This is a genomic window from Chryseobacterium sp. WLY505 (genome assembly GCF_030846215.1).
Lineage (GTDB): Bacteria > Bacteroidota > Bacteroidia > Flavobacteriales > Weeksellaceae > Chryseobacterium.
Window position 1 is genome coordinate 56,520 of record NZ_JAVCWI010000016.1, and the last position, 23,992, is coordinate 80,511.

General features: G+C 36.1%; 22 protein-coding genes. 16 read left to right on the forward strand and 6 right to left on the reverse strand.

All coding sequences use genetic code 11. From position 1 onward, the window contains the following. Positions 1-70 precede the first annotated feature (70 nt). Together RAH34_RS21335 and RAH34_RS21340 are read right to left on the reverse strand one after the other, a co-directional pair. Positions 71-241 carry a lmo0937 family membrane protein gene (locus RAH34_RS21335; protein ID WP_047433678.1) on the reverse strand — a complete coding sequence of 57 codons (171 nt, stop codon included), beginning with the start codon at positions 239-241 and terminating at the stop codon, positions 71-73. A 44-nt stretch (positions 242-285) separates the two neighbouring features. After that, entirely contained in the window at positions 286-603 is a 318-nt protein-coding gene (locus RAH34_RS21340; protein WP_306597470.1) for a hypothetical protein, read from the reverse strand. Between the two features lie 380 nt (positions 604-983). Between RAH34_RS21340 and RAH34_RS21345 the strand changes: the two genes are divergently transcribed. Together RAH34_RS21345 and RAH34_RS21350 are read left to right on the forward strand one after the other, a co-directional pair. Beyond that, positions 984-1,655, forward strand: a complete 672-nt coding sequence (locus RAH34_RS21345) for a hypothetical protein (RefSeq protein WP_306597471.1) — start codon at positions 984-986, stop codon at positions 1,653-1,655. Between the two features lie 411 nt (positions 1,656-2,066). After that, positions 2,067-2,705: a hypothetical protein gene (locus RAH34_RS21350; RefSeq protein WP_306597472.1), complete on the forward strand. Its 639-nt coding sequence runs from the start codon at positions 2,067-2,069 to the stop codon at positions 2,703-2,705. A 190-nt stretch (positions 2,706-2,895) separates the two neighbouring features. Here the strand turns inward: RAH34_RS21350 and RAH34_RS21355 are convergent, their stop codons facing one another. From RAH34_RS21355 to RAH34_RS21365, 3 genes are all read right to left on the reverse strand, one after another. Then, positions 2,896-3,525 carry a hypothetical protein gene (locus RAH34_RS21355; protein ID WP_306597473.1) on the reverse strand — a complete coding sequence of 210 codons (630 nt, stop codon included), beginning with the start codon at positions 3,523-3,525 and terminating at the stop codon, positions 2,896-2,898. 26 nt (positions 3,526-3,551) lie between these two features. Then, positions 3,552-4,409 carry an NACHT domain-containing NTPase gene (locus RAH34_RS21360; protein WP_306597474.1) on the reverse strand — a complete coding sequence of 286 codons (858 nt, stop codon included), beginning with the start codon at positions 4,407-4,409 and terminating at the stop codon, positions 3,552-3,554. Positions 4,410-4,710: 301 nt separating this feature from the next. After that, positions 4,711-4,944, reverse strand: coding sequence for a helix-turn-helix transcriptional regulator (locus tag RAH34_RS21365; RefSeq protein WP_002977873.1), 234 nt, complete (start codon positions 4,942-4,944; stop codon positions 4,711-4,713). Between the two features lie 243 nt (positions 4,945-5,187). On the opposite strand from RAH34_RS21365, the gene RAH34_RS21370 reads away from it, so the two are divergent. The 4 genes from RAH34_RS21370 to RAH34_RS21385 all read left to right on the forward strand — a co-directional run bounded on the left by RAH34_RS21370 (position 5,188) and on the right by RAH34_RS21385 (position 10,943). Further along, a complete protein-coding gene (locus tag RAH34_RS21370) occupies positions 5,188-5,727 on the forward strand; it encodes a hypothetical protein (protein ID WP_306597475.1) in 540 nt (179 codons plus the stop codon). 366 nt (positions 5,728-6,093) lie between these two features. Further along, on the forward strand, positions 6,094-8,598 hold the full coding sequence (locus RAH34_RS21375; RefSeq protein ID WP_306597476.1) for a PIG-L family deacetylase: 2,505 nt from the start codon (positions 6,094-6,096) through the stop codon (positions 8,596-8,598). A 100-nt stretch (positions 8,599-8,698) separates the two neighbouring features. Then, a complete protein-coding gene (locus RAH34_RS21380) occupies positions 8,699-10,390 on the forward strand; it encodes a sodium:solute symporter (protein ID WP_306597477.1) in 1,692 nt (563 codons plus the stop codon). A gap of 34 nt (positions 10,391-10,424) precedes the next feature. Then, a complete protein-coding gene (locus RAH34_RS21385; RefSeq protein WP_306597478.1) occupies positions 10,425-10,943 on the forward strand; it encodes a DUF2911 domain-containing protein in 519 nt (172 codons plus the stop codon). A 103-nt stretch (positions 10,944-11,046) separates the two neighbouring features. Here RAH34_RS21385 and RAH34_RS21390 read toward each other — a convergent pair whose 3' ends face one another. Continuing rightward, positions 11,047-12,558: a serine hydrolase domain-containing protein gene (locus tag RAH34_RS21390; RefSeq protein WP_306597479.1), complete on the reverse strand. Its 1,512-nt coding sequence runs from the start codon at positions 12,556-12,558 to the stop codon at positions 11,047-11,049. Positions 12,559-12,804: 246 nt separating this feature from the next. Here RAH34_RS21390 and RAH34_RS21395 point away from each other — a divergent pair, with 246 nt between their 5' ends. From RAH34_RS21395 to RAH34_RS21440, 10 genes are all read left to right on the forward strand, one after another. Then, positions 12,805-13,461, forward strand: a complete 657-nt coding sequence (locus RAH34_RS21395; protein WP_306597480.1) for a MarR family winged helix-turn-helix transcriptional regulator — start codon at positions 12,805-12,807, stop codon at positions 13,459-13,461. A 41-nt stretch (positions 13,462-13,502) separates the two neighbouring features. Next, entirely contained in the window at positions 13,503-14,993 is a 1,491-nt protein-coding gene (locus RAH34_RS21400; protein WP_306597481.1) for an NAD(P)/FAD-dependent oxidoreductase, read from the forward strand. A gap of 4 nt (positions 14,994-14,997) precedes the next feature. Beyond that, on the forward strand, positions 14,998-15,834 hold the full coding sequence (locus tag RAH34_RS21405) for a phytoene/squalene synthase family protein (protein WP_114821815.1): 837 nt from the start codon (positions 14,998-15,000) through the stop codon (positions 15,832-15,834). A gap of 57 nt (positions 15,835-15,891) precedes the next feature. Next, positions 15,892-16,350, forward strand: coding sequence for an SRPBCC family protein (locus RAH34_RS21410; RefSeq protein WP_114821816.1), 459 nt, complete (start codon positions 15,892-15,894; stop codon positions 16,348-16,350). Positions 16,351-16,357: 7 nt separating this feature from the next. After that, on the forward strand, positions 16,358-16,810 hold the full coding sequence (locus RAH34_RS21415; RefSeq protein WP_114821841.1) for a sterol desaturase family protein: 453 nt from the start codon (positions 16,358-16,360) through the stop codon (positions 16,808-16,810). After that, positions 16,807-17,496, forward strand: a complete 690-nt coding sequence (locus RAH34_RS21420; protein WP_114821817.1) for a lycopene cyclase domain-containing protein — start codon at positions 16,807-16,809, stop codon at positions 17,494-17,496. Before RAH34_RS21415 ends, RAH34_RS21420 begins: the two co-directional genes overlap by 4 nt. Then, entirely contained in the window at positions 17,486-18,034 is a 549-nt protein-coding gene (locus RAH34_RS21425) for a lipocalin family protein (protein ID WP_114821818.1), read from the forward strand. The genes RAH34_RS21420 and RAH34_RS21425 overlap by 11 nt, the downstream gene beginning before the upstream one ends. A 111-nt stretch (positions 18,035-18,145) precedes the next feature. Further along, positions 18,146-18,445: a hypothetical protein gene (locus RAH34_RS21430; RefSeq protein ID WP_114821819.1), complete on the forward strand. Its 300-nt coding sequence runs from the start codon at positions 18,146-18,148 to the stop codon at positions 18,443-18,445. Between the two features lie 443 nt (positions 18,446-18,888). Beyond that, entirely contained in the window at positions 18,889-20,364 is a 1,476-nt protein-coding gene (locus RAH34_RS21435) for a response regulator (protein WP_306597482.1), read from the forward strand. A 5-nt stretch (positions 20,365-20,369) separates the two neighbouring features. After that, entirely contained in the window at positions 20,370-23,978 is a 3,609-nt protein-coding gene (locus RAH34_RS21440; RefSeq protein WP_306597483.1) for a response regulator, read from the forward strand. The last annotated feature ends 14 nt before the right edge of the window (positions 23,979-23,992 follow it).

The window sequence follows — 23,992 nt, forward strand, 5'->3', positions numbered from 1 at the left end:
TCTGTTTTTTACATATTTGCTGATCAGAAAAGAATCAGAGCAGATTATTGCTGCTCTGATTTTTTTTCTTTTAGTTAAGAGGCTTCCTGCCGGTAAAAATATTGATCAGAACTACAATAATGGCAACAACCAAAAGTGTATGAATTAAACTTCCTGTATCCATACCCGGAATTATGCCAAGCATTCCCAGAAGCCAGACAGCGATGCAGATTACTGCAACAAGCCATAGTAAATTTCTCATAATATTATTTTTTTGTGGTTAGTGTTATGTATAGGTGGTTTCTCTTAGTGATGCCTTACCCCTTTATGGTGATATTGGGTGCTTTTATGATCAGTTTTATAGTTGGATTGAACATTGTCAATGGTACTGCTGTAATTTTTATTGGAATACTGATCATTATCTGTCTGAGGCATGGAATAATGAAACTCCTTGCCGTTCTTATAAAGTGTATTATCGTAAGTACGGTAAATCTGATTTTCTTTATAAGTGTTTCCATCAGGAGCAAGATAAACTTTACTTTTCTTACTTTTTTTTCGCAGGCCCAGATAAAGCAAAGAACTTCCTGCTGCAAGAGCCAATGTAATTTTTACGATATTGTTCATACGATTGTTATTTTGATTTAAATAATTACAATTTTTTTGCCATTGGACAGAAATGTGGTACTTTTTTAAGCAGATCAGTATTTTCTGTTCTTTTGATTACACGGAAAGGAGTAGCTGGCAGACCCGGATTTGATCCGTTTTCAGTGCATTTCTCCGGTTTGCTTTTAATGGCCGGAATAGCCTTTGTCTTACTATTCGGAAATAATAAAATGGTTTATTTTTTTGTCTTATAAAATATAACCGGCACATCCAGGTATAGGATGCTATAATTTTTTCTATATTTATAAGAAGTAAGTAAATGTTTTACTAATAGTTAGAAAAATGGCTTGTGTTTGTATTGTACACTCTAAACATGCCTGTAAATATTATAAAAAAAGACAATGCCAGTAAACCTAATACCTCCGGACGGAGGCCTGTTATATAAAGAAACAGATATGTCTCAGTTTTTCCCTGAGCCTTTAAATGCCATAACAGCCCTGTTATTTTTAGCCATCGCCATTTTCTGGACTCTCAAAATGAAGGGGAATTTTAAAAAATATCCTTTTTTAAGCTACTGCCTGGTTTTATTATATATTGGTGCCATTGGGGGAACGGTTTACCATTCTTTCAGACAATGGCCGGTATTTATCATGATGGATTGGCTGCCTATTATGCTGCTCTGTCTGTCTGCCGGTTTTTATTTTATCGCGCAGAGTACCCGATGGTATTATGCTGTTGTCCTGGTTCTGGTATATACAGCACTTATGGTAGGTTTGAGAAACTGGATTCTGGCAGATAACCCTTCTCTTTTTATCAATGTCAATTATGCCATTATGGCTTCATTTGTAGTTTTCTCGGTACTAAGGTATTTGATGTATACCCAATGGAAAGCTGGCAAATGGGTGGGCTTTGCTGTATTGTCATTTGTGTTTGCACTGACCTTCCGGATCGCTGATAAATGGGAATGGTTCAGCTTCGGAACGCACTTTTTATGGCATACTTTCGGGGCGGTGGCGACGTTTTGTATGTTTAATTATATCAGTCTGACGCGGAATGAAATTAGGAAGACATAAGTTTTTAAATCTTTCATCAGTTCGTATCCGGAATTATTTTTAATGCAAAGTCCATTGATCATTTCGTTGTATTGTAAGTGAGGTCAGGGCTTCGATTTCGTCGCTCATGAAGCGGTGCGCTTATCCATGCGTTTTGAGAATCGGCAAAGTTGATTCTACATTTTTGCTATCTTAAAAATTATCAGTTTCAAAAATAAAAATCTCCGTCAAATATCATCAGTATATTATCTTTTTATTCATTAAACTCCTTAAAATTAGGGATTTTCCATCCTTATTTTTATTTGTAAGTTAGTGCCGCAAAAATAGTACAGGATAAAAATATACAGAACGATTCTGATGAAGAAGGATTCGTATTGTTTTATCTTTCACTATTTTAAAAAAATTATACACCCAAAAACTAAATTTATTAAAATGAAGAAGACACTGATTATTCTATCAATAGGCGCTTTACTTGCTGCCTGCAACAAAAAGACTGAACAGAAAACAGAGGCAGCTAAGGATACTGTCGCCATAGGAAATACGACAGCCTCAGAAAAATCTTCGGGAGAAACACATCAATTTGATATCAACTCTTTGCCGGTTTCCACCGCTGAAGTAGGAGATTTTCCCTTTTTCAGTTTTCCCAAAGGACTGGACTTTCAAAACAAACCGGTACAAAGAAGCTTTGACATGCTGTGTTTTCCACTTAACGGCGTAATGACACCCATAGAAGGAAAAGTATGGAAAACATATGTAGTTAATGCGAAAGGTAATACAGAAGAATGGTCATTGCCCTATTTTTTGAAAAGCTATGACGATGCTATTACAAAAGCAGGTGGTGTAAAAATATTTGATGGTAAAGTTTCTCAGCAAGAGCTTGACAGAATAAAAGAAGATGCCAAATACTTCGGCGAAGAAGGCTCCATAGATTATTGGAATGAACCCGTAAAAGTGTATGTCATTAGAAGAGCAAATGGTGATGATATTTATATTCAGCTTTATGGAAATACCTCTACCGGAGCAATACAAATTTTGCAGAAAGCCCCGGTTGAGCAAGGCACAAAATCCTAGGGTAGAGTGATGAAAAAATAAGGTAAATATATTAGATATCTTTTGCTTAAAATCCCAACGAAAGCTGGGATTTTTTATTTTTTGATTTGTGCTATGGAAAATGATCCTAACTTTAAGCTGATGAAATAAGATTTTTTTTATTTGCTCCAAAGTCTCCTGACTTTGGAGAGCTAGGGAATAGGTAGCAAGTTTATCCAATATCTTGTAAATGAACTCTATATTTTAATCCATTTTGCCAGACTATTGTAGGTTTATTATTTTTGTATCTTTCTTTTATTACTTTAGAAATATGTTCATTCGCAATCATATCACTATCGTAAAAATTTGGAAGCTTGAAATTGTACTTATAATTAAGATGTAATTCTTCAACTAAACCCTTCGCAAAATCAAAATTTTCTAAATCATAAAAGATTTCATATTCATCTAAACCAATATTTTTTCTTGATAGAAAAGAAAAATAAGATAAAATACATTCGAGTATTGTTTTGTGTGAAAATTTGTAATCGCCATTTGAATTTCTGTTTAAAAGTGTTCTGCTGCGAATTTCTAATTCATTTAAATTGATATTATTTTTTAATGCAATTGCTTGTGATTCTTCAAAACTGATAAAATACCCATTTTCTTTATAGTTATTATAAATAGATATTGCTAACTCATATGTAAATAGATACAAATTACTTTTAAAAATATATCTTTCAGTTTCAAGATATTTATTAGATTCTCTATTAATCCAAGCTTCGATTAATGTTTCATATACTTCAAATTTTAAGAAGTCATTTCTATTTAATTTTACCAAATCATCAATATAGGATAATAACATAGGGCGGAAGAAAATATCTTTTGTACTCAGAATAATTTTTTTGCCTTTTCTTTCTTTTCAATTTCCCATAAAGGGAACGTATTATTTAGATATTTATTGACATCGGCTTGATTAAATGGTGAAAGGTAAACCTTTTTAATGATGTGAAAACCATTGCCTTCTGTATTGTATTTTTTTATTTTTAGTTCGAATGGTTCATCTTTTTCATTTATAAAAAAATTAGTTCGACAAGTGATTATTACCTGTTTAAAATGAGAGACTGAATTTATTAATTTATCCAAAAACAAGGAGTAGTTATTTGTCTGTTCGTGAAAAAAAAGATTTGATTCGTCAAGTGCATCCAATAGCAATATAGTTTGTTCTGGATTTGGAATTTCAGAAATTATTTTTTTTAATTCATCAAAACTTTCTCCTAGAGGTAAAAGCTTCATTTTTTCATTTGAAAAAATAAGCTGTCTAATGTTTTTGTTATAAAGTCTAAATAGATTTAGAAGGAAAGTAGTTTTTCCCATACCTGCATCTCCTAAAATTAAATAGTATTTCTGTTCAGGATCTTTAATTCTAAAAACATTCTTTAAAAAAAAATTCAGTAAGTCCTCACGGACAGCAAATGCAAAATTGTTATTGTATTCAATTTCGTTTGATGGGTCAATATTTTGGCATTTTGAACGGATATATTTTTTCTTAGCAGATTGTAGAACTGTATTTGTATAGTAAGGTTTAAGATTAAGATTGTTTTTTCTTTTTAAAAATAAATTATAAAAATATTTAGTAATAAAAGTGATTGCAGTACAAATGGCACCAAAATTTATAATTTCAGCTAATATTTTAGATATTTTAGATGTAAAAAAGTGATTGAAAAAAGTTTCAATTAATTCATTCATTGTTAATGTTTTTATACGGTAAATCCTTAGCATTTAATGATAACGATAAATCCTAACTCATCATAATCTCCTAGCAATTCTGTTATATTTTTTCTTAAAGTTTGGGCATTTATTTTAAGACTTAATCTTAGTTAAAGCTTGATCTAAATTTTCAAATTTATAAATCAATAAGTTAAGTTTCTTACGGCTTTCCGTAAACACCAAAAATAAAGAGTCTCTTAAAATTTTTAATCCGTATTTTCACGGAATTTCTTAAAGATTTTGAAAATTTCACCAAAAAAAATCCCAACTTTCGTCAGGATTATTCATTTATAAGTTTAAAGAAATCAGATAAACTAATTTTTCTTGCTTCACATATTTTAAAAAGTGTTTCGACTGGTATTCTGTAAGTTTCTTCACTTTTAATTTTTCTAATGGTACTTTCTTCTACACCATGATTTTTGGCAAAAGAATTTTGTGACTTGCCTTCCTGAAGCCAAGGTATCAACCATTTTTTTGTAATGTATGAACAAATTTTTTCGTTTATATCTGTCATAGAACAAATGAAATAATTAAATAATAAAAAATTACGGTCGATCGACCGTAATTGAATTTCTTTTCTTACATTTATAAAAAAATAAACCATTAAGGAAAATAAAGGTTTTAAGTAAAGTTAAGATCCATCAAAAATGGATAAAGCAGTTCGCTTAAAAATAGCTTCAGCTATACCCTTAATAATTCTTAACCCCTTAAAAACTCTTAATGGTTCAGAAAATTTCAACAATAAAAAATACACACAATGAAAAAGATAAAAACAGATTTCAATCCCCGGTTTCGGGCAGAAAAGAAACACTCCGGGCTGCAGCTAATGGAAACTTTCTTTCAGTTCAATGAGCTGGATGTTTCCAAAGAAAGGCTCAGCAACATTATGAATTATGCGGTAAAGAGGAACAGCTGGATCAATGAAGATCCGGCGGTGATCTTTGAGTTTCATCAATCGATGAGGTCGTTGATCCGGGCTGGATACCTCATCATGCTGAAGGAAAGAAAATGGACGGTCGATACACAGCCGGAAAAGATTTCCCCGTGGGTACTTGGTCTGCTTTCGGAGCAGGAATACCGGAATCCTCTGATGGTTTTCAAAAAAGCATTCAGAGCCTACACCCTCAAAGAGTTTGATTATTTTATGTCCGGAATCGTCTATTTTTCAATGGGGGTCTATGAAAACCTACCGGAAAGAAATATTGTGATGCCTTACATTCATACGGTTAAAATGCTGGATGCCGCACACCTTATTCTTCAGAGAAGGAGAGAAAAGAAGGTGACTGAGACCAGGTAAGAATAAGAAAGTTGTTCGTGTCTAATATATTGTAAGTGGTAGATCCAGTGGTTTAATATACTGATCTGTTTTTCTGACGCAAAGCTTACATTTTTGAAACTGTTGATTGTAAGAAAGCAAAGGAAAGAATAAACAGAGTTGATTCGATGAAGTGTATGGATAAGCGTATCGCTTCATCAGCGACAAAGCGCATCATTTTGCCTGCTTAGAATAAAGGAGAATTGTTGATGAACTTTGCGTTTATCTTTTTTTGTCATACTATGATTTTGAGAAAAATATAAGAGAATATTTGGAGTTGCCGAATGCTTTTTCTTTTATGGTTGAAAGAAAGATGATTTACTTATATTTGCCGCAAAGCAAATTTAAATGTTCAAAAAAGTAAGCACTATATTTATTCTTGGCTTTTATACGGTATTTTGTTCGGCCCAGCAGGTCCGGCCTTCCAAATCATCTGAAATTTACCGTGAAATCAAAACGCTGAAGCATCTTCCTAAAGTTTTATACCTGGCGGCTCATCCCGATGACGAGAATACGGGATTGCTTTCCTGGCTAATCAACGATCAGAATGTGGAAACGGGCTATCTGTCTTTAACCAGAGGCGATGGCGGGCAGAATTTATTAGGCACAGAACAAGGAGCTGCATTGGGATTAATCAGAACACATGAGCTTTTAGAGGCAAGAAAGTTAGATGGTGCGCAACAGTTTTTTACCCGTGCGATAGACTTCGGGTTTTCTAAAAATACGACCGACACTTTTAAACAATGGAATGCAGACAGCATTACCGCAGATGTAGTCTGGGTAATCCGTAAATTCCGTCCCGATATTATCATTTGCCGTTTTCCTCCTACTGCTGCGGCAGGGCACGGACAGCATGCGGCTTCTGCTGTGGTGGCGGAAAAAGCTTTTAAGCTGGCTGGCGATAAAGCGGCTTTCCCTGATCAACTGAAATACGTTAATGTATGGCAGCCAAAACGTGTATTGTGGAATACTTTCCGCTTTGGTGGAGTGAATACAACCGCTGAAAATCAATTGAAAGTGACCGTTGGGCAATATGATGCACAACTGGGAATGGGCTATGGTGAATTGGCAGGATTAAGCAGAAGTCTGCATAAAAGCCAGGGGGCAGGAACACAGTCTGTAGCCGGGATCAGAACAGAATATTTTTCCCACGTGATTGGTGAGCCTGCAAAAACAACACTTTTCGATGGGGTTGTTAAAACCTGGACTTCACAAGGAAACGCTGATATTGACCAGTCATTGGATCAGATTATCTCTGCTTTCAATTTCAATCATCCTGACCTCAGCCTGCCTGCTTTGCTTGCTTTGCGAAAAAAGGTCATGGCACTCAAAGATGGAGATCAGAAAAGGGATAAACTTACATCTCTGGACCATATTATTTTAAGCTGTGCCGGGTTTATGGGTGAGGCCGTTACCAATCAGGCTGAAGCCGTTGCCGGAGAACAGTACAATTTCAGGTTAAATCTGATTTCAAGAGCTGTAAATCCTGTTGTTTTAGAAGATGTACAATGGTTAGGTCAATCAGAAAACATCAACAGAAAACTGTCAAAAGATTCTTTGATCACCATTCAGCATGACATTCAGATTCCTGCTGATGCAGCACTCACAGAACCTTACTGGTTGGCAAAACCTCCCGTGAATGCGGCCACTTTCTCCGTTCCTGATGATACTTTAGTTGGTTTACCGGAGGCAGAATCACCGCTGAATGTTTTACTGGGTTTGAAAATCGGTTCGGAAAAGTTTCAGGTTAAGCTTCCTTTATCATTCAAGAAACTAGATCCGGTGCGTGGCGATGTGGTAGAAGCCCTTCGTATTGTTCCTGCATTGGAAATGAAATTTACACAACCACTTTATTGGGCCAAAGAAAATGAAGATTTACATTTGAGTTTAAATTTTAAGGTGAATTCCAGCAAACCTTTCACTAAAGGTGTTTTGAACCTTATGTATAACGGAGAACGATTAGGGAGCACTGATGTCAATTCGGTCAATGGGAAAGATTTTACCGTTGATTACGTTATTCCAAAAACGAAACTTGCCTCTATACATTCTACTCGTTTGCCATTGGATGCCAGTTTTGTGGCAGATGGAGTAGCTTACAATAAAAAACAAGTATTAATTCAGTACCCGCATTTACCTTCTTTACAATATTTTGCGCCCTCAACTGCCATCGTAATGAAAGGAGATATCCAGGCGAAGATTAAAAAAATTGGTTATATAGAAGGTGCCGGCGATTTCATTCCGGAGTTCCTGCGCATTGCCGGTATTCAGGTAGATGTCCTGAAAGACGAAGATTTTTATGGAAACATAGATGAATCCGGTGGAAACGGTAATCAAAACAAACTATCACAATATGATGCCATCGTATTTGGGGTTCGTGCCAATAACACTGAGAAAAAGCTGGGCCGCTGGATGCCTTTTTTATGGTCCTATGCCAAAGCAGGAGGTAATCTGGTGATGCAGTATAACACCAACCAGGATACAACCGTTGACAAATTGGGAATGTACAATTTCAGTATTGCCAATAAGCGTGTTACAGAAGAAAACGCTGCAGTTAAGTTTTTAAATCCCAATCATAAATTACTGAACTTTCCGAACAAAATTACGGCAGATGATTTTAAAGGCTGGGTACAGGAAAGGGGTGCTTATTTCCCTGCTCAATGGGATGCGGCGTATGAACCGCTTTTTGAAATGCATGATACAGATGAAGAACCTCTTCAGGGATCTACTTTATATGCCAGATACGGGAAAGGTAATTTTATTTATACCCCGTTGGCGTTTTTCAGACAGTTGCCTGCAGGAAATGTGGGGGCTGCCCGTTTATTTTTTAACTTTTTATCTGCACAGAAAAACTGATGAATAAACAACTTAAAAACTGGAATATCTGGTACATACTATTAGCCGTTGCATTAGTAGTACAGATCGTATTTTATTATGGGTTTACTAAATTCTGGGCATGAGTAATATAGATTGGACGGTTCTTATTGTTACACTTGTGGCAGTGGTGGTTTACGGCGTATTGATCGGCCGTGGCCAAAAAAATAACGAATCCTACCTGAAAGCGGATAATAAAATGCCCTGGTATATTGTACTTATCGGGATTATGGCGACCCAGGCAAGTGCCATTACATTTCTTTCGGCACCTGGCCAGGCTTATACAGACGGGATGCGCTTCGTTCAGTATTATTTTGGTTTGCCGTTGGCGATGATTGTGATCTGTATTACTTTCATCCCGATTTTTCAGCGCTTAAATGTTTACACTGCCTATGAATATTTGGAGAACCGTTTTGATAAAAAAACAAGGGTACTTACTTCACTGCTTTTTCTTTTTTCCAGAGGGTTATCAACGGGAATCAGCATTTACGCTCCGAGTATTATCTTATCAAGCGTTTTAAACTGGAATATTTATTTAACCAATGTTTTAACAGGCGGTATTCTGTTGATTTACACTTATATTGGAGGAGCAAAAGCGATCGCTCACACCCAGAAATTACAGTTTCTTATTATTCTGGGAACAATGGCATTTGCAGGATATTTACTTATTCAGAATATGCCGGATGGAATTGGTTTTAATGATGCGCTGTACCTGGCGGGGAAATCCGGAAAGCTTAATGTGATCACCACAGAATTCGACTGGAAAGATAAATACAATATCTGGAGTGGCCTGATTGGTGGTTTTTTTCTGGCACTTTCTTATTTCGGTACAGACCAGAGCCAGGTTGGGAGATATATCACTGCGAAAGACAATACCAATGCTAAAATGGGCTTGCTGTTGAACGGATTGGTTAAAATCCCGATGCAGTTTGCTATTCTTTTGATTGGAGCTTTGCTTTTTGCTTTCTTTTCTCTGAAACCGGCTCCGATTTATTTTAACGAACGTTCTTATCAGCATTTAAAGGAAGCAAATCCTGAACAGGCTGCCGTTTTTGAAAAAGAGCATCAGGATTTACAGTTAAAATTTAATGCAGAATCGAAAGAAATTTTAAAATTAAAAGAAACTCATTCTCCTCAACTCCAAAGAACAATTCAGGATTTTAAAAATACACAGACAGAAGTAAAAGCATTGCACAGCAGGGTAGAGGAGGCTATCAATCAATCAAACTATAATGCGGAAAAAACGGATACGAATTACATTTTCCTGTATTTCGTAAAAAATACGTTGCCTGTAGGAATGATCGGTTTACTGTTTGCCGTCATTTTTCTGGCCAGCTGGGGTTCCATTTCGGCTGCGCTGAATTCTCTTGCTGCCTGTTCATTAAAAGATGTTCATTTATTATTTAAAAAAGAACTTCCTGATGAGAAAACCGAATTGAAGTACAGCCGTCTGCACACTTTAGCATGGGGTATTTTCTCCATCGGGGTAGCTATGTTTGCCACGCAGATGGGTTCCCTTATAGAAGCGGTTAATGTATTAGGTTCTCTTTTCTACGGTCCGATCTTGGGAATTTTTCTGGTAGCGTTTTACTATAAAAAAATTGACGGCCCGAATGTGTTTATTGCTGCAATTCTTTCAGAAATTACGGTCATTGCCGTTTATCAGTTCGATATCATTTCTTTCCTTTGGCTTAATGTGATAGGGGCAGCAGCGGTGATTATATTTTCAGCAATCGGATTGTTGTTTTATAAGCAGAAAGCAGTAAATTCGTAAGCAAATAATAATAAAAACAAACAAATAAGATATTATGAAAACAATGATTAAATCTGCTACTGTACTTTTCGCAGCAGTGACGCTTTCAGTAAACGCCTTTGCACAGGAAACTAAAAAACCTGCCAGCCCTCCGGCTACTGCGACAGGAAAAATTAAAGATGCAAATATTACAATTGCTTATAGCAGCCCTTCTGTAAAAGGACGTACAATCTGGGGTGGTTTGGAAGCGTATGATAAAGTTTGGCGTGCAGGTGCTAATGAAGCCACTACTTTCGAAACGGATAAAGATATTATGGTTCAGGGTAAAAAACTGCCTGCCGGTAAATACAGCTTTTTCTTAATCCCTAAACAAAGTGGAACCTGGACTGCGATTTTTAACAAAGAGCCAAAACAATGGGGCGCTTATAAATACGAGCAAGCTAAAGATGCTTTACGCGTTGATGTAAAAACAAAAGCTTTACCAGCAACACAGGAAGCGTTGGTCTATAAAATAAACAATAATGGATTCTCAATGGATTGGGATAAGATCTCAGTTCCTGTAGAGATCAAATAAATGTAAATATAAGAAATGAAAATCCCGGTTAATCCGGGATTTTTTGTTTATTATTTTGATATGGTAGTAAAGATTATTATCACGTAGTAGTACAAAGTGTAATTTATTTTTGGGTAGTCAAAAGTTGGTTGATTTTCAAAATCATTTCCTTCGCATTCTGATTGGCAGGATCAAGTTCCAGTGATTTCTGATAATCGTTTTTTGATAATGTATATTCTTTTTTATTAAAATAAGCTTCACCACGGCTGTCGTACACATTTCCCGACGTTGGAAACTCACTGACATTTAAGTTAAAAATCTTAAGTGCGGCATCTGTTTGATGATCCCTTAGAAATTCATAGCCAAGCTCGTTGAGTTCGTTTTCATTGGAGAAGTTGTATTCATTGGGATTATTCTTTTTCAGTTTCTGGTACAACGCCATTCCATTGTCAATATTTTTTAAACATTCCTTTCTGATGGTTAAGGCAATGGATTCTTTTTGAGGCTCAATGGGGTAATTTTTCCATTGGTTCAAACTGGCAATACTTAAAAGAATTTCATCGATGAGTTTGAAATTATTACCGTTCGTCATTACAACCAGACCGTTTCCGTCTTCAACACTTCCAATATAATAACACACAAAACCTTCATTTCCACCACTGTGTCCGAAATATTTTGTGCCTTTGAAATCATTCAGAAACACACCGTAATTATTTTCAATTCTCTTTACAGACATTTCTTTTGATAAAACTTTATTCGATTTACCTGCTAATGACAACTGTGTTTCGATGATATATTTTGCCAGATCATTGGGGTTGGTCCATAAACCGGCTGCTGCTTTTTCAGGATAAATATGATATTTACCTTGTACTTCTTTTCCATTATTATAAGCCGTAGCAAGTAATTTTTCTTTATCTGAAGAAGGTGGTTGATGATAAGAACTTTCGTTCATCCCTAACGGCGTCAAAACATTTTTCAACATATAATCTTCATACTTTTCTCCGGTAGTATTTTCAAGGATTAATTGTGAAATGGTTGTTCCCCCTCCTGAATATTGAAATTTAAGATTGCGCTCAAACACAGACCGCACCGCGGGAGAATTGGCTGGTTTTTGTCCATCGAGAATTTGTAGGAGAGTAGGTAGTTCTTTCCCTTTTTGATACCCTCCGAAACCATGAAGAGATAAACCCGCTTTATGGCTCAACAGATTGGCAAGAGAAATTTTTTTGCCTTTTGAAACCGAATCGTATGGAAATTTCCAGGTTTTTAAATACTTATTAATGTCATCGTCCAAGCTTAATTTTCCTTGTTCAACCAATTTTAAAAGACCGAGGCTGTTGATAGACTTGCTGATGGATGCCGCCTGAAAAAGTGTTTGCTGGGTAGCTTTTCTGTTTTCAGCAACGTCTGCATAACCATAAGCTTTTATCCATTCTATCTTATAATCTTTTATGACCGCAATGCTTACCGCATTCATATTGTAGAAAGCCATTCTTTCTTTGAGCGTCCATTTTTTTGTTTTCGAGGTATCCCAGCTGAGCAGATTGTCTTCGAATGATTGTATTTTATCCTTCACACTTTGGGCAAAAACATTCAACGATAAAGAAAGCAGTAGGATGAGGTGTATTTTTTTCATTTAGAAATATTTAATTGGTTTTGTACGTATAAGACATTTTAAAATAGAATATTATTACATTTTTTTTTCTATAATCAATTTTTTTTTTACAATTCAGCAAAAAGGTATTTTCTCTTTATACATCGGCGAAATAATAGCCATGCTGGCAGATCTCTTAAAAATAGTTGATAAATCTCATTCTAAAAATAAGATAAAGGTATATTTATAAACTTTTTTAAGTAGATTTGTATACTAAATCTATTGAATATGAATTTTGATCTTATAAAAGCAGCTGTAGAACTCGTTCAGGAATTTATGGAACAAAATGAAGATCAGGTATTGTATAGTAACAATCTTCATGGGTTTACACAATGGATCAATGCTTCTTTTAAAGATGATTCGGATGAAGAAGATCCGCTTTGGATCGGGAAGCAATCTGGAAGAAGTTCTGATAGTATCATCAATACATTATTGATAAGAATCGGAAGGTATGCGAAGACCTATTCAAGATCGATAGGGAAGTCTGTTTTTTCAAGCCAGGATGATTTTATTTACCTGATCAGTCTGAAAACGATAGGAGCGATGACAAAAATGGAACTGATAAGACATAATGTACATGAGAAATCGGCAGGTGTCCTTATTATCAATCGTCTGATAAGAAATGAATGGGTAGAACAAAAGGTTTCTCAGAAAGATAAAAGAACAAAACATATTGCTATAACGGAGAAGGGAATTGCTGTGCTGGATGAACATATGGAAGAGATCCGAAAAGCTTCAAAGGTAGTTGTGGGAAATCTTACGCATTCCGAGCAGATGCTGCTGATAGCCATACTCTCTAAACTGGATGAGTTTCATGATTCCTTTTACCGGATGAACCTTGAAGCCATGGATCTGATAGATGTTGCATATAAAAGATTGAACTGATCATTAGTAAAAGTATCAGCCAAACCACTAAATAAATAATAATGAATACCGGGAACATAAAAAAGAAAATTGCAGTAATAGGTGCTGGATTTTCGGGACTGTCGGCAGCAGCTTATGCTGCAAAATCAGGAAATGAAGTGCATGTATTTGAAATGCATGATCAGCCTGGCGGCCGTGCCAGGCAATTCTCTACAGATGAAGGATATGTTTTCGATATGGGACCCAGCTGGTACTGGATGCCCGACATTATAGAGCGTTTTTTCAATGATTTTGATTATAAAGTTTCTGATTTTTTTACACTGGTATCCTTGGATCCTCAGTTTGAAATGGTTTTTGCCAAAGAAAAAGTCTCAGTTCCGGAAAAAAATGATGCCATACGGGATTTGTTTGAAAGAATAGAGCCGGGAGCTGGAAATAAATATGATCAGTTTATGGAATCCGCCCGGTTCAAGTATGAAGTGGGAATGAAAGATTTTGTTACAAAACCTTGCTACACATGGCTTGAATTTGCTTCTTTGAAAATAGCAGGCAGTGCTGTGAAGCTTAATCTCTTAAGCGATTTCAGGAAATATGTTTCAGGCTATTTTTCTGATTCAAAACTGAGATCGCTCATGGAGTTTCCGGTTATATTTCTTGGTGCTTCACCCCAAAATATTCCTGCATTGTACAGCCTTATGAATTATGGCGGTTATGTTTTGGGAACAAAGTATCCAATGGGAGGGTTTCATCAGCTCGTTATGGCCATGAAAAAGGTAGCAGAACAACAGGGGGTAGCTTTTCATTTCAATCATGAAGTACAGCAGCTCAATACAGAAAATGGAAGACTTATTTCAATCACAGTAGAGGGTAAAGACTACGAATTTGATGCAGTTATTGCCTCATCAGATTACCATCATACAGAAACCCTATTACCTGAATCGCTAAGAAACTATAACGAAGAGTACTGGAAAACTAGAACTTTTGCCCCATCTTGTCTCATTTACTATCTGGGTGTAAAAGGGAAAATTTCTCATTTAAAACATCATACCCTGTTTTTTGAAAATGAACTCGATGATCATATAGACTCTATTTACAATGATAAAAAATGGCCTGATAAACCGCTTTTTTATTCATGCTGTCCTTCAAAAACAGATCCGGATGTGGCACCTGAGGATTGTGAAAATCTTTTTCTGTTGTTACCTCTTGCAACTGGAATAGAGGATGACGAGTCTGTCAGGGAAAAATATCTTGTCGAAATGCTTGGCAGAATTGAAAAACACACTGGTGAAAAGCACCTTATTTCAAGAATTGAATATAAAAAAAGTTATTGTGTAAGTGATTTCATTTCTGATTATAATGCTTATCAGGGTAATGCTTACGGATTGTCCAATACGTTGTCGCAGACTGCAGTCTTAAAACCTAAAATAAGAAATAAAAAAATCAGGAATCTTTTTTATACAGGGCAGTTAACTGTTCCCGGGCCTGGTGTTCCGCCTTCGGTAATTTCCGGGAAAATTGTAGCGGCTGAAGTGAGTAAACTAAAAATGAAATAATACGATGAAAAAATTGTTTGATGAATTGTCTTACGAAGTCAGTAAGTACACTACACAAAAATACAGCACCAGTTTTTCATTGGGAATACTGGCATTGAAGCCCTCCATAAGACCTGCCGTTTACGCTGTTTACGGCTATGTGCGGCTTGCAGATGAAATTGTAGATAGTTTTCATGGCTATGATAAAGAAAAACTCCTGAATAGATTAAAGGTTGAAACCTTTCAGGCACTGGAAGATGGTATAGCACTAAACCCGATTTTGCATTCATTTCAGGAAACAGTTAATAAATATAATATTGATAGAAAACTGATCAGTCAGTTTTTGCACAGCATGGAGATGGATCTTCACAAAATTGATTATAATTCAGAGCTGTATAAAGAATATATCTACGGATCCGCAGAGGTGGTAGGCCTTATGTGCCTGCAGATATTTACGGAAGGGAATAAACAACAGTATGAAAAACTTAAACCTTATGCGATGAAACTGGGATCTGCTTTTCAGAAAGTTAATTTTCTGAGAGATCTTAAAGATGACTTTCAGATTCTTGGCAGAACCTATTTTCCATCCCTGAATATGGCGGTATTTGATAATGCGGTAAAAGCCCATATTGAAAAGGAGATTGAAGAAGAATTTAAAGAAGCATTATTAGGAATTAAAAAGCTGCCAGGCTCATCCATTTTTGGAGTGTACCTGGCCTACCGATATTATTTGTCTCTGTTTGAAAAAATTAAAAAGACAAGTTCCCAGAATATGCTGACGCAAAGAATCAGAATTGCCAACTCACAGAAGCTACTGGTCGCATTCAAAAGCTACATACGTTATAAATCTGCTTATTTCTAAAACTTAAATTGTGTTGAACAATTGATTTTAAAGTGATAAGATCAATAAAAAAAATAAATCATGTACAGATTATATAGAGAACAGCAGCTGAAATGCGATATTGAAACCGCATGGGAGTTCTTCTCATCTCCTCATAACTTATCTGAAATAACTCCAGCCAGTATGAGCTTTGTGGTTCTTTCAGAGAGTGATGAACCTATCTTCAAAGGAATGGAGATAGACTATACAGTATCTCCCGTATTGGGAATTCCGATGAGATGGAAAACAGTCATCAGCCAGGTAGAAGACTACAAAAGCTTTACTGACTTTCAAAAAGAAGGTCCGTACAAACACTGGAATCATTTTCATGAATTTATTCCAAATGAAGATGGAGTACTCATAAGAGATACTGTAGATTATGAACTTCCCATGGGGTTTTTAGGTAAAATAGCTCATCGCATATTTGTAAAAGAAAAGCTCAGAAGTATTTTCGATTTCAGATATAGGGTTTTGGATGATCTTTTTAATAAAAAATAGAATTACAATGAATTTTCTGATTGTTTTGGGAGTTTTTGTGTCAATGGAAGGAGCCACCTGGCTTATCCATCGGTATATTATGCATGGCTTTCTGTGGATATTGCATAGAGACCACCATGATCATAGCCATAATGGTAAACTTGAAAGAAATGATATGTTCTTCTTCATCTTTGCCAGCCCGGCCATCGCTTTATTGTATCTGGGAGTGAAGCAGGAATTCAGTTACTGGTTTTATATAGGTCTGGGAATAAGCCTTTATGGCATGGCGTACTTCTTTGTGCACGATATTTTTATCCACCAGAGAGCAAAAGTTTTTACGAAAACCAGTAATCCTTATTTACTGGCGATCAGACGGGCACACAAACAGCATCATAAGCATCTGGGAAGAGAAGAGGGAGAGTGTTTTGGATTTCTCTGGGTTCCGGTTAAATATTTTAAAATGTATTTCCATAAAAAATGATGAGTTACACTTATATTTTAATAAATTTTTTCACTGTCATAATATGCTTTCTGGCCTCTTTTGACAGAAGGATACAATTCAATAGATTTTTTGGGAAATTTCTGCTTTCATCCACCATCGTGGCCGTTCCTTTTATTATCTGGGATATCTGGTTTACTTCAAAAGGCGTTTGGTGGTTTGATCTTCATTACACTCTCGGATTTAAAATTGCGGGACTTCCCATCGAGGAATGGTTGTTTTTTTACTGTATCCCCTTTGCCTGCGTTTTTACTTATTACTGTATTGAAAAGTTTTTTACCATGGATTGGGTTAGTGTTTTCAATAACCTTATTGTATTTACAGGGATTATTATTCTCAGTGTGGCAGGGCTTCTTTATTATCAGAAAATATATACATTGGTAACTATTGTGATAACCCTGCTCACCCTTTGCTATCTTCATTTTATTGCAGAAAAAGACTGGATAGGAAAAGCCAGTTTTGTATATATTATTCTGATGCCGGGATTTTTCGCCGTGAATGGAATATTGACAGGATCTCTAATTCCGTCACCTGTTGTCAACTATAATCCTGATGACTTTTTAGGGATCAGGATGGGAACAATTCCTGTTGAAGATGCTGTTTATGGCTACACCCAGTTTCTATTAAATATTTATTTCTTTAAAAAAATAACTCAAAATGAAAAATAAAATCATTCTTACCTTATTAGTATGTTTCGGGCTGTTCAACGTTTTGGCTTCTTGTTCTTCTATGCCTGAAAAAGCACAGCCAGTTGAGCGGTTTGATGTCAACAGATATTTAGGAACATGGTATGAGATCGCCAGATTCGATTACCGCTTTGAAAAAGATCTTGATAATGCAATTGCTCAGTACAGCCTTAATGCAGACGGAAATGTAAACGTAGTCAACAGCGGGTACAATTTTAAAAAGAACAAATGGGTTTCTGTTAATGGTACTGCCAAATTCAGAGGAGAAAAAAATGTGGCCGCTTTGAAGGTGAGTTTTTTCGGACCTTTTTATGCCGGATATAATGTAGTTGCCCTGGAAGAGTATCAATATGCACTGATTGCAGGGAAAAATCTGGATTATCTCTGGATTCTTTCCCGTGAAAAAAACATCCCTGAAAACGTAAAGCAGAAATTTATCAGCAAGGCTCAGGAAATAGGATATGATACTTCAAAATTGATATGGGTGAAGCAGAATAAAAAGAGTCCCTTTGATAAATAGATAATCAGTTAAAACTATCATTATTTAATTTTAAGAAAATTTTAACATGTCGTATTTTTTTTTAGGCATGAAGATTGTTTATTTCTATACCAAATACCTAAATATTATATTATGAATAATTCAGATTACAACAAAGCGGAAAAAGCAGTAAACGAAACAGAAAATAATCTAAAAAATGCGGCTAACGATGTAAAATGGAAAGTTGGTGATCTTGCAGATAAAGCCAAGGATTATATCAATGAAAAAAGAAATAATGATGAGGAGGCAACTCAGGAAGATTGGCTGGAAAGAGTAAAATCCAATATTTCTGACACATGGGAGGATATTAAAGATAAAGCAGACGAGGCCTGGGAGAAAACAAAGGATGCAGCAGAAGATGTAAAAGCCGAATGGAGAAAGAAAACAAATTAAAGTTAGTTTGATAAAAGACCAGAACTCTGAAAGTTCTGGTCTTTTGTTATTTATTATGGTTTATTTGTATTCTATATTTACGGTTTCTAATCCGTGGCGATATTGATATTATAACAATTACCTGCGAAGTGTACTATTCGTTTTTTACCAGCTCTCTCTGTTACCAGTTTTCGGTTTTATCAACATGCAGCCGTATTTCTTAAGTATTTTCTACCAATCATAATGCATCTTCCCGTTTTTTTTCATAGAATGTCCTTCCTACAGAATTATAATTTTTTCTAAAAAATAGCAGCAGCCATTCAACGCTCCCACATTTATTATTTCAACCGTAAAATGTGGTATGAAATAGTTATTCATAACCCTTTAAAAATTGCTATGTTTTGAAATATTGTAAGTATTTTTGAAGTTTAAATATCCGTAACCAATTATTGATTTTTACTTCTATGATTTTAATTGTTGATGACAATCAGAGCAACCTTTATTCACTGCAAAAATTACTTGAATCCAAGGATTTCCAAGTGGAAACAGCCAATTCTGGTGAAGAGGCTTTAGGAAAAGCTCTCAAAAATGACTACGCCCTTATTATTCTGGACGTTCAGATGCCTGATATGGATGGCTTTGAAGTGGCAGAAACACTGGCAGATTACAGTAAAACCAAAGAAGTTCCCATTATATTTTTATCCGCTGTCAATACAGACAAAAAATTTATAACACAAGGCTACGCTTCAGGTGCTAAAGACTATGTAACCAAGCCTGTGGATCCTGAGATCCTCTTACTTAAGGTGAAAACCTTCTACAATCTTCAGGAACAGAATATAGCAATGAAAAAGAGCCAGCAGAATCTTGAACTGGAGGTTAAAGGAAGACGTGAATCGCAAGTGACGATGAAGTCTCAGATAGACCATTTTCATTTAATGCTTGAATCACTCCCACAAATTGCATTTACACTGAATGAATCAGGAACCGTTGATTTTGTGAACGGTAAATGGTATGAGTACTCAGACTCCGGGCAGCATTTTCCTGAAGTGCATCCCGATGATCCCAATATCATAGAAGAATTTGAAAGATGCCGGAAAAAAGGAAAAGCTCTTGAGCTGGAAATGAGAATTAAGAATGTCATTTCAGGGAATTACCGCTATCATCTGCTCAGGGTAACTCCTGTATATGAGGAAAATCGTATTAAAAACTGGGTGGGGACTTTTACCGATATTGATGATCAGAAAAAAGTTGAAAAAGAAAAAGATGAATTCTTAAGCATCGCAAGCCACGAACTTAAAACGCCTTTAACAAGCATCAAAGCGTACGTGCAGCTATTGGAAAGAAAGCTGAAGCTGGATAAAGAAAGTTCCGAAGCGGGATTTGTAATGAAAGTTCAGGGGCAGATTGAGAAACTCAATACACTGATTACAGATCTGCTGGATGTTTCTAAAATAGAAAATGGAAAGCTGAAAATTAATAAAAAACCTGTTAACCTCGAAAATTTGATCAGCAATGCTATTGAAACCATCCTGCAGACCCATGATGAGCAACAGGTAAAGATAGAACGCCATGGAACAAAACCGGATATTTTAATTCCCTTAGACGAAATCCGGATAGAACAGGTACTTATCAATTTTCTCACCAATGCCATTAAATATTCACCCAATAATAACCAGGTTATTGTGAGTACTTTTGTAGATAAAGAAGCCGAAGAAGTAAGAGTGAATGTAACCGACTTTGGAATTGGAATCCCTGATTTTAAACAGGATGCTGTATTTAAAAAATTCTATCGTGTGGAAGAATCTTCACTGCAGTTTCAGGGAATGGGAATAGGCTTGTTTATCTGCTCTGAAATCATCAAACAGCACCATGGAAGTGTCGGGGTTTCCAGCATCGTAGATGAAGGTTCTACTTTTTATTTCACATTACCACTAAACTAATTTTAATGCCAAAAAAAATAATACGAAATCTTCAATTTGGAGTAGGATTTTCTCTGTTGATTTTAATTGTAAGTTCACTGGCCTCCTACTGGAGTATCCAAAACCAGATGAATCATAGGGAAAGTCTTTCTAAAAGCAGACGTTCTGTGACAGCCGTGAAAGATGTTCTGGTTGCGCTGCTGGATGCAGAAACCGGAAACAGAGGGTATCAGCTGACCGGGAGAGAAGACTTTCTTGAACCTTACAGGAGAGGGCTTAGAGAATACCCTAAAGCTTTGGTACGTGCAGAGGCTTTGGATATAGATGATCAGAATCAATTACAAAGACTTGCCGGCTTAAAAACTTCAGTAGCTCAGGTGATGGAGAATTTAAAACACCTGGTAGAGAACAGGCGAAGAGGAATCATCATGACTCAGCAGCAGATTACGGAAGGAAAAATCTATATGGATCAATGCCGGAAAATTGTCAGTGATTTTGTACAATATGAAGAAAGTCAGCTTGAAATTAAAAATAAAGACCTTAACCGCTCCTCCGGGACCACCGTTCTTTTTATCATTTTTTCCGCCATTGCTGCAATAGTGGTAACTACATTTTTCTATATAAAAATGCGGGCAGATCTTATCCGAAGAGATAAACTGGAAAAAATGCTTAAGGAGAAAGATGAAGAAATGACCCGCCGTGTAAGTGCCATTCAAAGGATTGCCAATAGAGTAGCGAATGGTGATTATAGTGAAAAAGTAGTGGATAATGCTCAGGATGATCTTGGAGATCTTGTTGAATCCCTTAACCACATGACAGAGTCTCTCAAAACCTCTTTTGAGAAAATTAACAAAAGCGACTGGCGCCAGAAAGGTCTTGCTTTGCTGAATGAATCACTGGTAGGGAATAAATCTGTACAGGAAGTTTCGAATAAAGCTCTAATACAATTGACTGAATATGGGAATTGTATTAACGGATCTCTGTATTTGTATGATGAAGGCATTTTAAAACTTAATAAAGCATTGGGGCTGGAATCCAATATGAAAAAAGCTTTTGAGCCAGGTGAAGGAATGGTTGGACAGGCTTTTGTTAATACTAAAACACAGGTCTACAATAATCTTCATGAAGATGACTTTGTCGTTACTTTTGCCAGCAGTACGATTAAAATTTATGGTATTATATTATTGCCACTCTTTGCAGACGGCCACATCATAGGAGTTTTGGAACTTGGTTCCACTTCCAACTTTGATGAAGACAGAATAAATTATTTTGAAGAGTGCTGCGTGAATATAGGAATTGCCCTGAGCGCCGCTAAAGGCAGAGAAAAAGAGCAGCAATTACTGGAAGAAACACAGGCTCAGTCTGAAGAATTACAGGTTCAGCATTCCGAACTTGAAAACCTGAATACGGAGCTTGAAGCACAAACACAGAAACTTCAGGCTTCGGAAGAAGAACTCAAAGTACAGCAGGAAGAATTGCTGCAGGCTAATGCGGAACTGGAAGAGCGTTCAAGATTGCTGGAAGAGAAAAATCATCTGATTGCAGAACGTAATAATGAAATTCAGAAAAAAGTTGAGGAACTGGCATTAAGCACTAAATACAAATCCGAGTTTTTAGCCAATATGTCCCATGAATTGCGGACTCCACTAAATTCAATTCTTCTTTTATCACGATTAATGACAGAAAATCCGGAGGAAAATCTTAATGAAGATCAGGTGGAATCGGCAAAAGTAATTCATAGTTCAGGTTCAAGTTTATTAACTCTTATCGATGAAATTCTGGATCTTGCCAAAATAGAATCCGGTAAAATGACTCTTGAATATCAGGACGTGATTATTGAAGAAGTCGTAAAAGATTTAAAGAGTCTTTTCAATCCTGTTTTTCAGGAGAAAGATCTTCCATTTAACATTAGGATTGAAGCAGACGTTCAGAGAGTTATCGAAAGTGACCGTCTTAGAATTGATCAGGTCTTAAGAAACCTTTTATCTAACGCTTTAAAATTTACGACAAAAGGAAGCATAAGTTTACATATCAAAAAACATTCTGAAAAACCTGATTTTGTTATATTTTCAGTTAAAGATACCGGTGTCGGAATACCGAAGGATAAGCAGAAAATTATCTTTGAAGCATTTCAGCAGGCCGACGGATCTACCAAACGAAAATTTGGAGGAACAGGTCTTGGGCTTTCTATAAGCCGTGAAATTGCCAGGCTGCTTGGAGGTGAGCTGGTTCTGAAAAGCGAGGTAGATAAAGGAAGTGAATTCAGCTTTATTATTCCTGTATACGCGGTAACGGAAATTACTCCGTCCGAGACAGATCAGGATCTTGTAGAAGTGATACGGGAAGATGTGGAAGAAATTCAGAATATTCTGGATGATGGTGAAGTAAAATCCGTCACTTTAAATATGCTTGAGATCCCTGAAGATGTACCGGACGACAGAGAAAATATCCGGGAAGGAGATAAAGTTATTTTGATCATTGAAGATGATATTAATTTTGCAAAAGCTTTATTGAAATATGCACATCTGCAAAACTATAAAGCAGTGGTGGTGGTAAGAGGAGATCATGCACTTTCAGCAGCTCTCAAATATCAGCCGCATGCTATTTTACTGGATGTACAGCTTCCTGTAAAAGATGGCTGGGAAGTAATGGATGAGCTGAAATCTGATCCTTATATCAAACATATTCCGGTTCATATGATGTCTGTTCTTCATCTTAAAAAGGAAAGTCTTATGAAAGGTGCAGTAGACTTTATCAATAAGCCGGTAGCACTGGATAAAATGACAGACGTATTCAGAAAGATTGAGGATGCCTTAAAAAAAGGATCTCAAAAAGTCCTGATTGTAGAAGAAAATGCCAAACATGCCAGTGCATTATCCTATTTCCTGAGCAACTTTAATATTTCTCTATCAGTAGAACATACCGTGGAAGATAGTGTGAAAGCGCTTACTTCTGATCTTGTTGACTGCGTTATTCTGGATATTGGAAGTACAAAAGGAAGTGATTATCATGTAATCGAATCCATCAAAAGCCATGAAGGTCTGGAGAATCTTCCTATCATCATCTTTACCGAACATCACTTATCTAAAGAAGAAGAACTTAAAATAAAACAGTATGCAGATTCTATTGTGGTAAAGACCGCACACTCTTACCAAAGGATTTTAGATGAAGTAGGACTCTTCCTGCATCTGGTGGAAGAAAAAAACAATTCAGCAGACCATACTACAGGCAGAATGCTCGGGTCTTTAACAGAAGTTCTGAGTGGAAAAAAAGTACTGATTACTGATGATGATGTACGGAATATTTTTTCTTTAACAAAAGCACTGGAAAAATATAAAGTTGAAGTAATTGTTGCCATGGACGGAAAGCATGCCCTTGAGCAAATTCATCACAATCCTGATATAGATGTTATTTTAATGGATATGATGATGCCGGAAATGGATGGCTACGAAACAATAAAGCAGATACGAAAAATGCCTGCCTTTAAGAAGCTGCCTATTATAGCGGTAACAGCAAAATCAATGATTGGAGAACGGGAGAAATGCATTACGGCAGGAGCTTCAGATTATATCTCGAAACCTGTAGATATTGATCAGCTATTGTCGCTGCTTCGCGTGTGGTTATATGAAAGTTAAACAGATAAAATTCT

Coding starts and splice junctions, on each gene's coding strand:
- RAH34_RS21335 (WP_047433678.1), bottom strand. CDS start 241: ATGAGAAATTTACTATGGCTTGTTGCAGTAATCTGCATCGCTGTCTGG.
- RAH34_RS21340 (WP_306597470.1), bottom strand. CDS start 603: ATGAACAATATCGTAAAAATTACATTGGCTCTTGCAGCAGGAAGTTCT.
- RAH34_RS21345 (WP_306597471.1), top strand. CDS start 984: ATGCCAGTAAACCTAATACCTCCGGACGGAGGCCTGTTATATAAAGAA.
- RAH34_RS21350 (WP_306597472.1), top strand. CDS start 2,067: ATGAAGAAGACACTGATTATTCTATCAATAGGCGCTTTACTTGCTGCC.
- RAH34_RS21355 (WP_306597473.1), bottom strand. CDS start 3,525: ATGTTATTATCCTATATTGATGATTTGGTAAAATTAAATAGAAATGAC.
- RAH34_RS21360 (WP_306597474.1), bottom strand. CDS start 4,409: ATGAATGAATTAATTGAAACTTTTTTCAATCACTTTTTTACATCTAAA.
- RAH34_RS21365 (WP_002977873.1), bottom strand. CDS start 4,944: ATGACAGATATAAACGAAAAAATTTGTTCATACATTACAAAAAAATGG.
- RAH34_RS21370 (WP_306597475.1), top strand. CDS start 5,188: ATGAAAAAGATAAAAACAGATTTCAATCCCCGGTTTCGGGCAGAAAAG.
- RAH34_RS21375 (WP_306597476.1), top strand. CDS start 6,094: ATGTTCAAAAAAGTAAGCACTATATTTATTCTTGGCTTTTATACGGTA.
- RAH34_RS21380 (WP_306597477.1), top strand. CDS start 8,699: ATGAGTAATATAGATTGGACGGTTCTTATTGTTACACTTGTGGCAGTG.
- RAH34_RS21385 (WP_306597478.1), top strand. CDS start 10,425: ATGAAAACAATGATTAAATCTGCTACTGTACTTTTCGCAGCAGTGACG.
- RAH34_RS21390 (WP_306597479.1), bottom strand. CDS start 12,558: ATGAAAAAAATACACCTCATCCTACTGCTTTCTTTATCGTTGAATGTT.
- RAH34_RS21395 (WP_306597480.1), top strand. CDS start 12,805: ATGAATTTTGATCTTATAAAAGCAGCTGTAGAACTCGTTCAGGAATTT.
- RAH34_RS21400 (WP_306597481.1), top strand. CDS start 13,503: ATGAATACCGGGAACATAAAAAAGAAAATTGCAGTAATAGGTGCTGGA.
- RAH34_RS21405 (WP_114821815.1), top strand. CDS start 14,998: ATGAAAAAATTGTTTGATGAATTGTCTTACGAAGTCAGTAAGTACACT.
- RAH34_RS21415 (WP_114821841.1), top strand. CDS start 16,358: ATGAATTTTCTGATTGTTTTGGGAGTTTTTGTGTCAATGGAAGGAGCC.
- RAH34_RS21420 (WP_114821817.1), top strand. CDS start 16,807: ATGATGAGTTACACTTATATTTTAATAAATTTTTTCACTGTCATAATA.
- RAH34_RS21425 (WP_114821818.1), top strand. CDS start 17,486: ATGAAAAATAAAATCATTCTTACCTTATTAGTATGTTTCGGGCTGTTC.
- RAH34_RS21430 (WP_114821819.1), top strand. CDS start 18,146: ATGAATAATTCAGATTACAACAAAGCGGAAAAAGCAGTAAACGAAACA.
- RAH34_RS21435 (WP_306597482.1), top strand. CDS start 18,889: ATGATTTTAATTGTTGATGACAATCAGAGCAACCTTTATTCACTGCAA.
- RAH34_RS21440 (WP_306597483.1), top strand. CDS start 20,370: ATGCCAAAAAAAATAATACGAAATCTTCAATTTGGAGTAGGATTTTCT.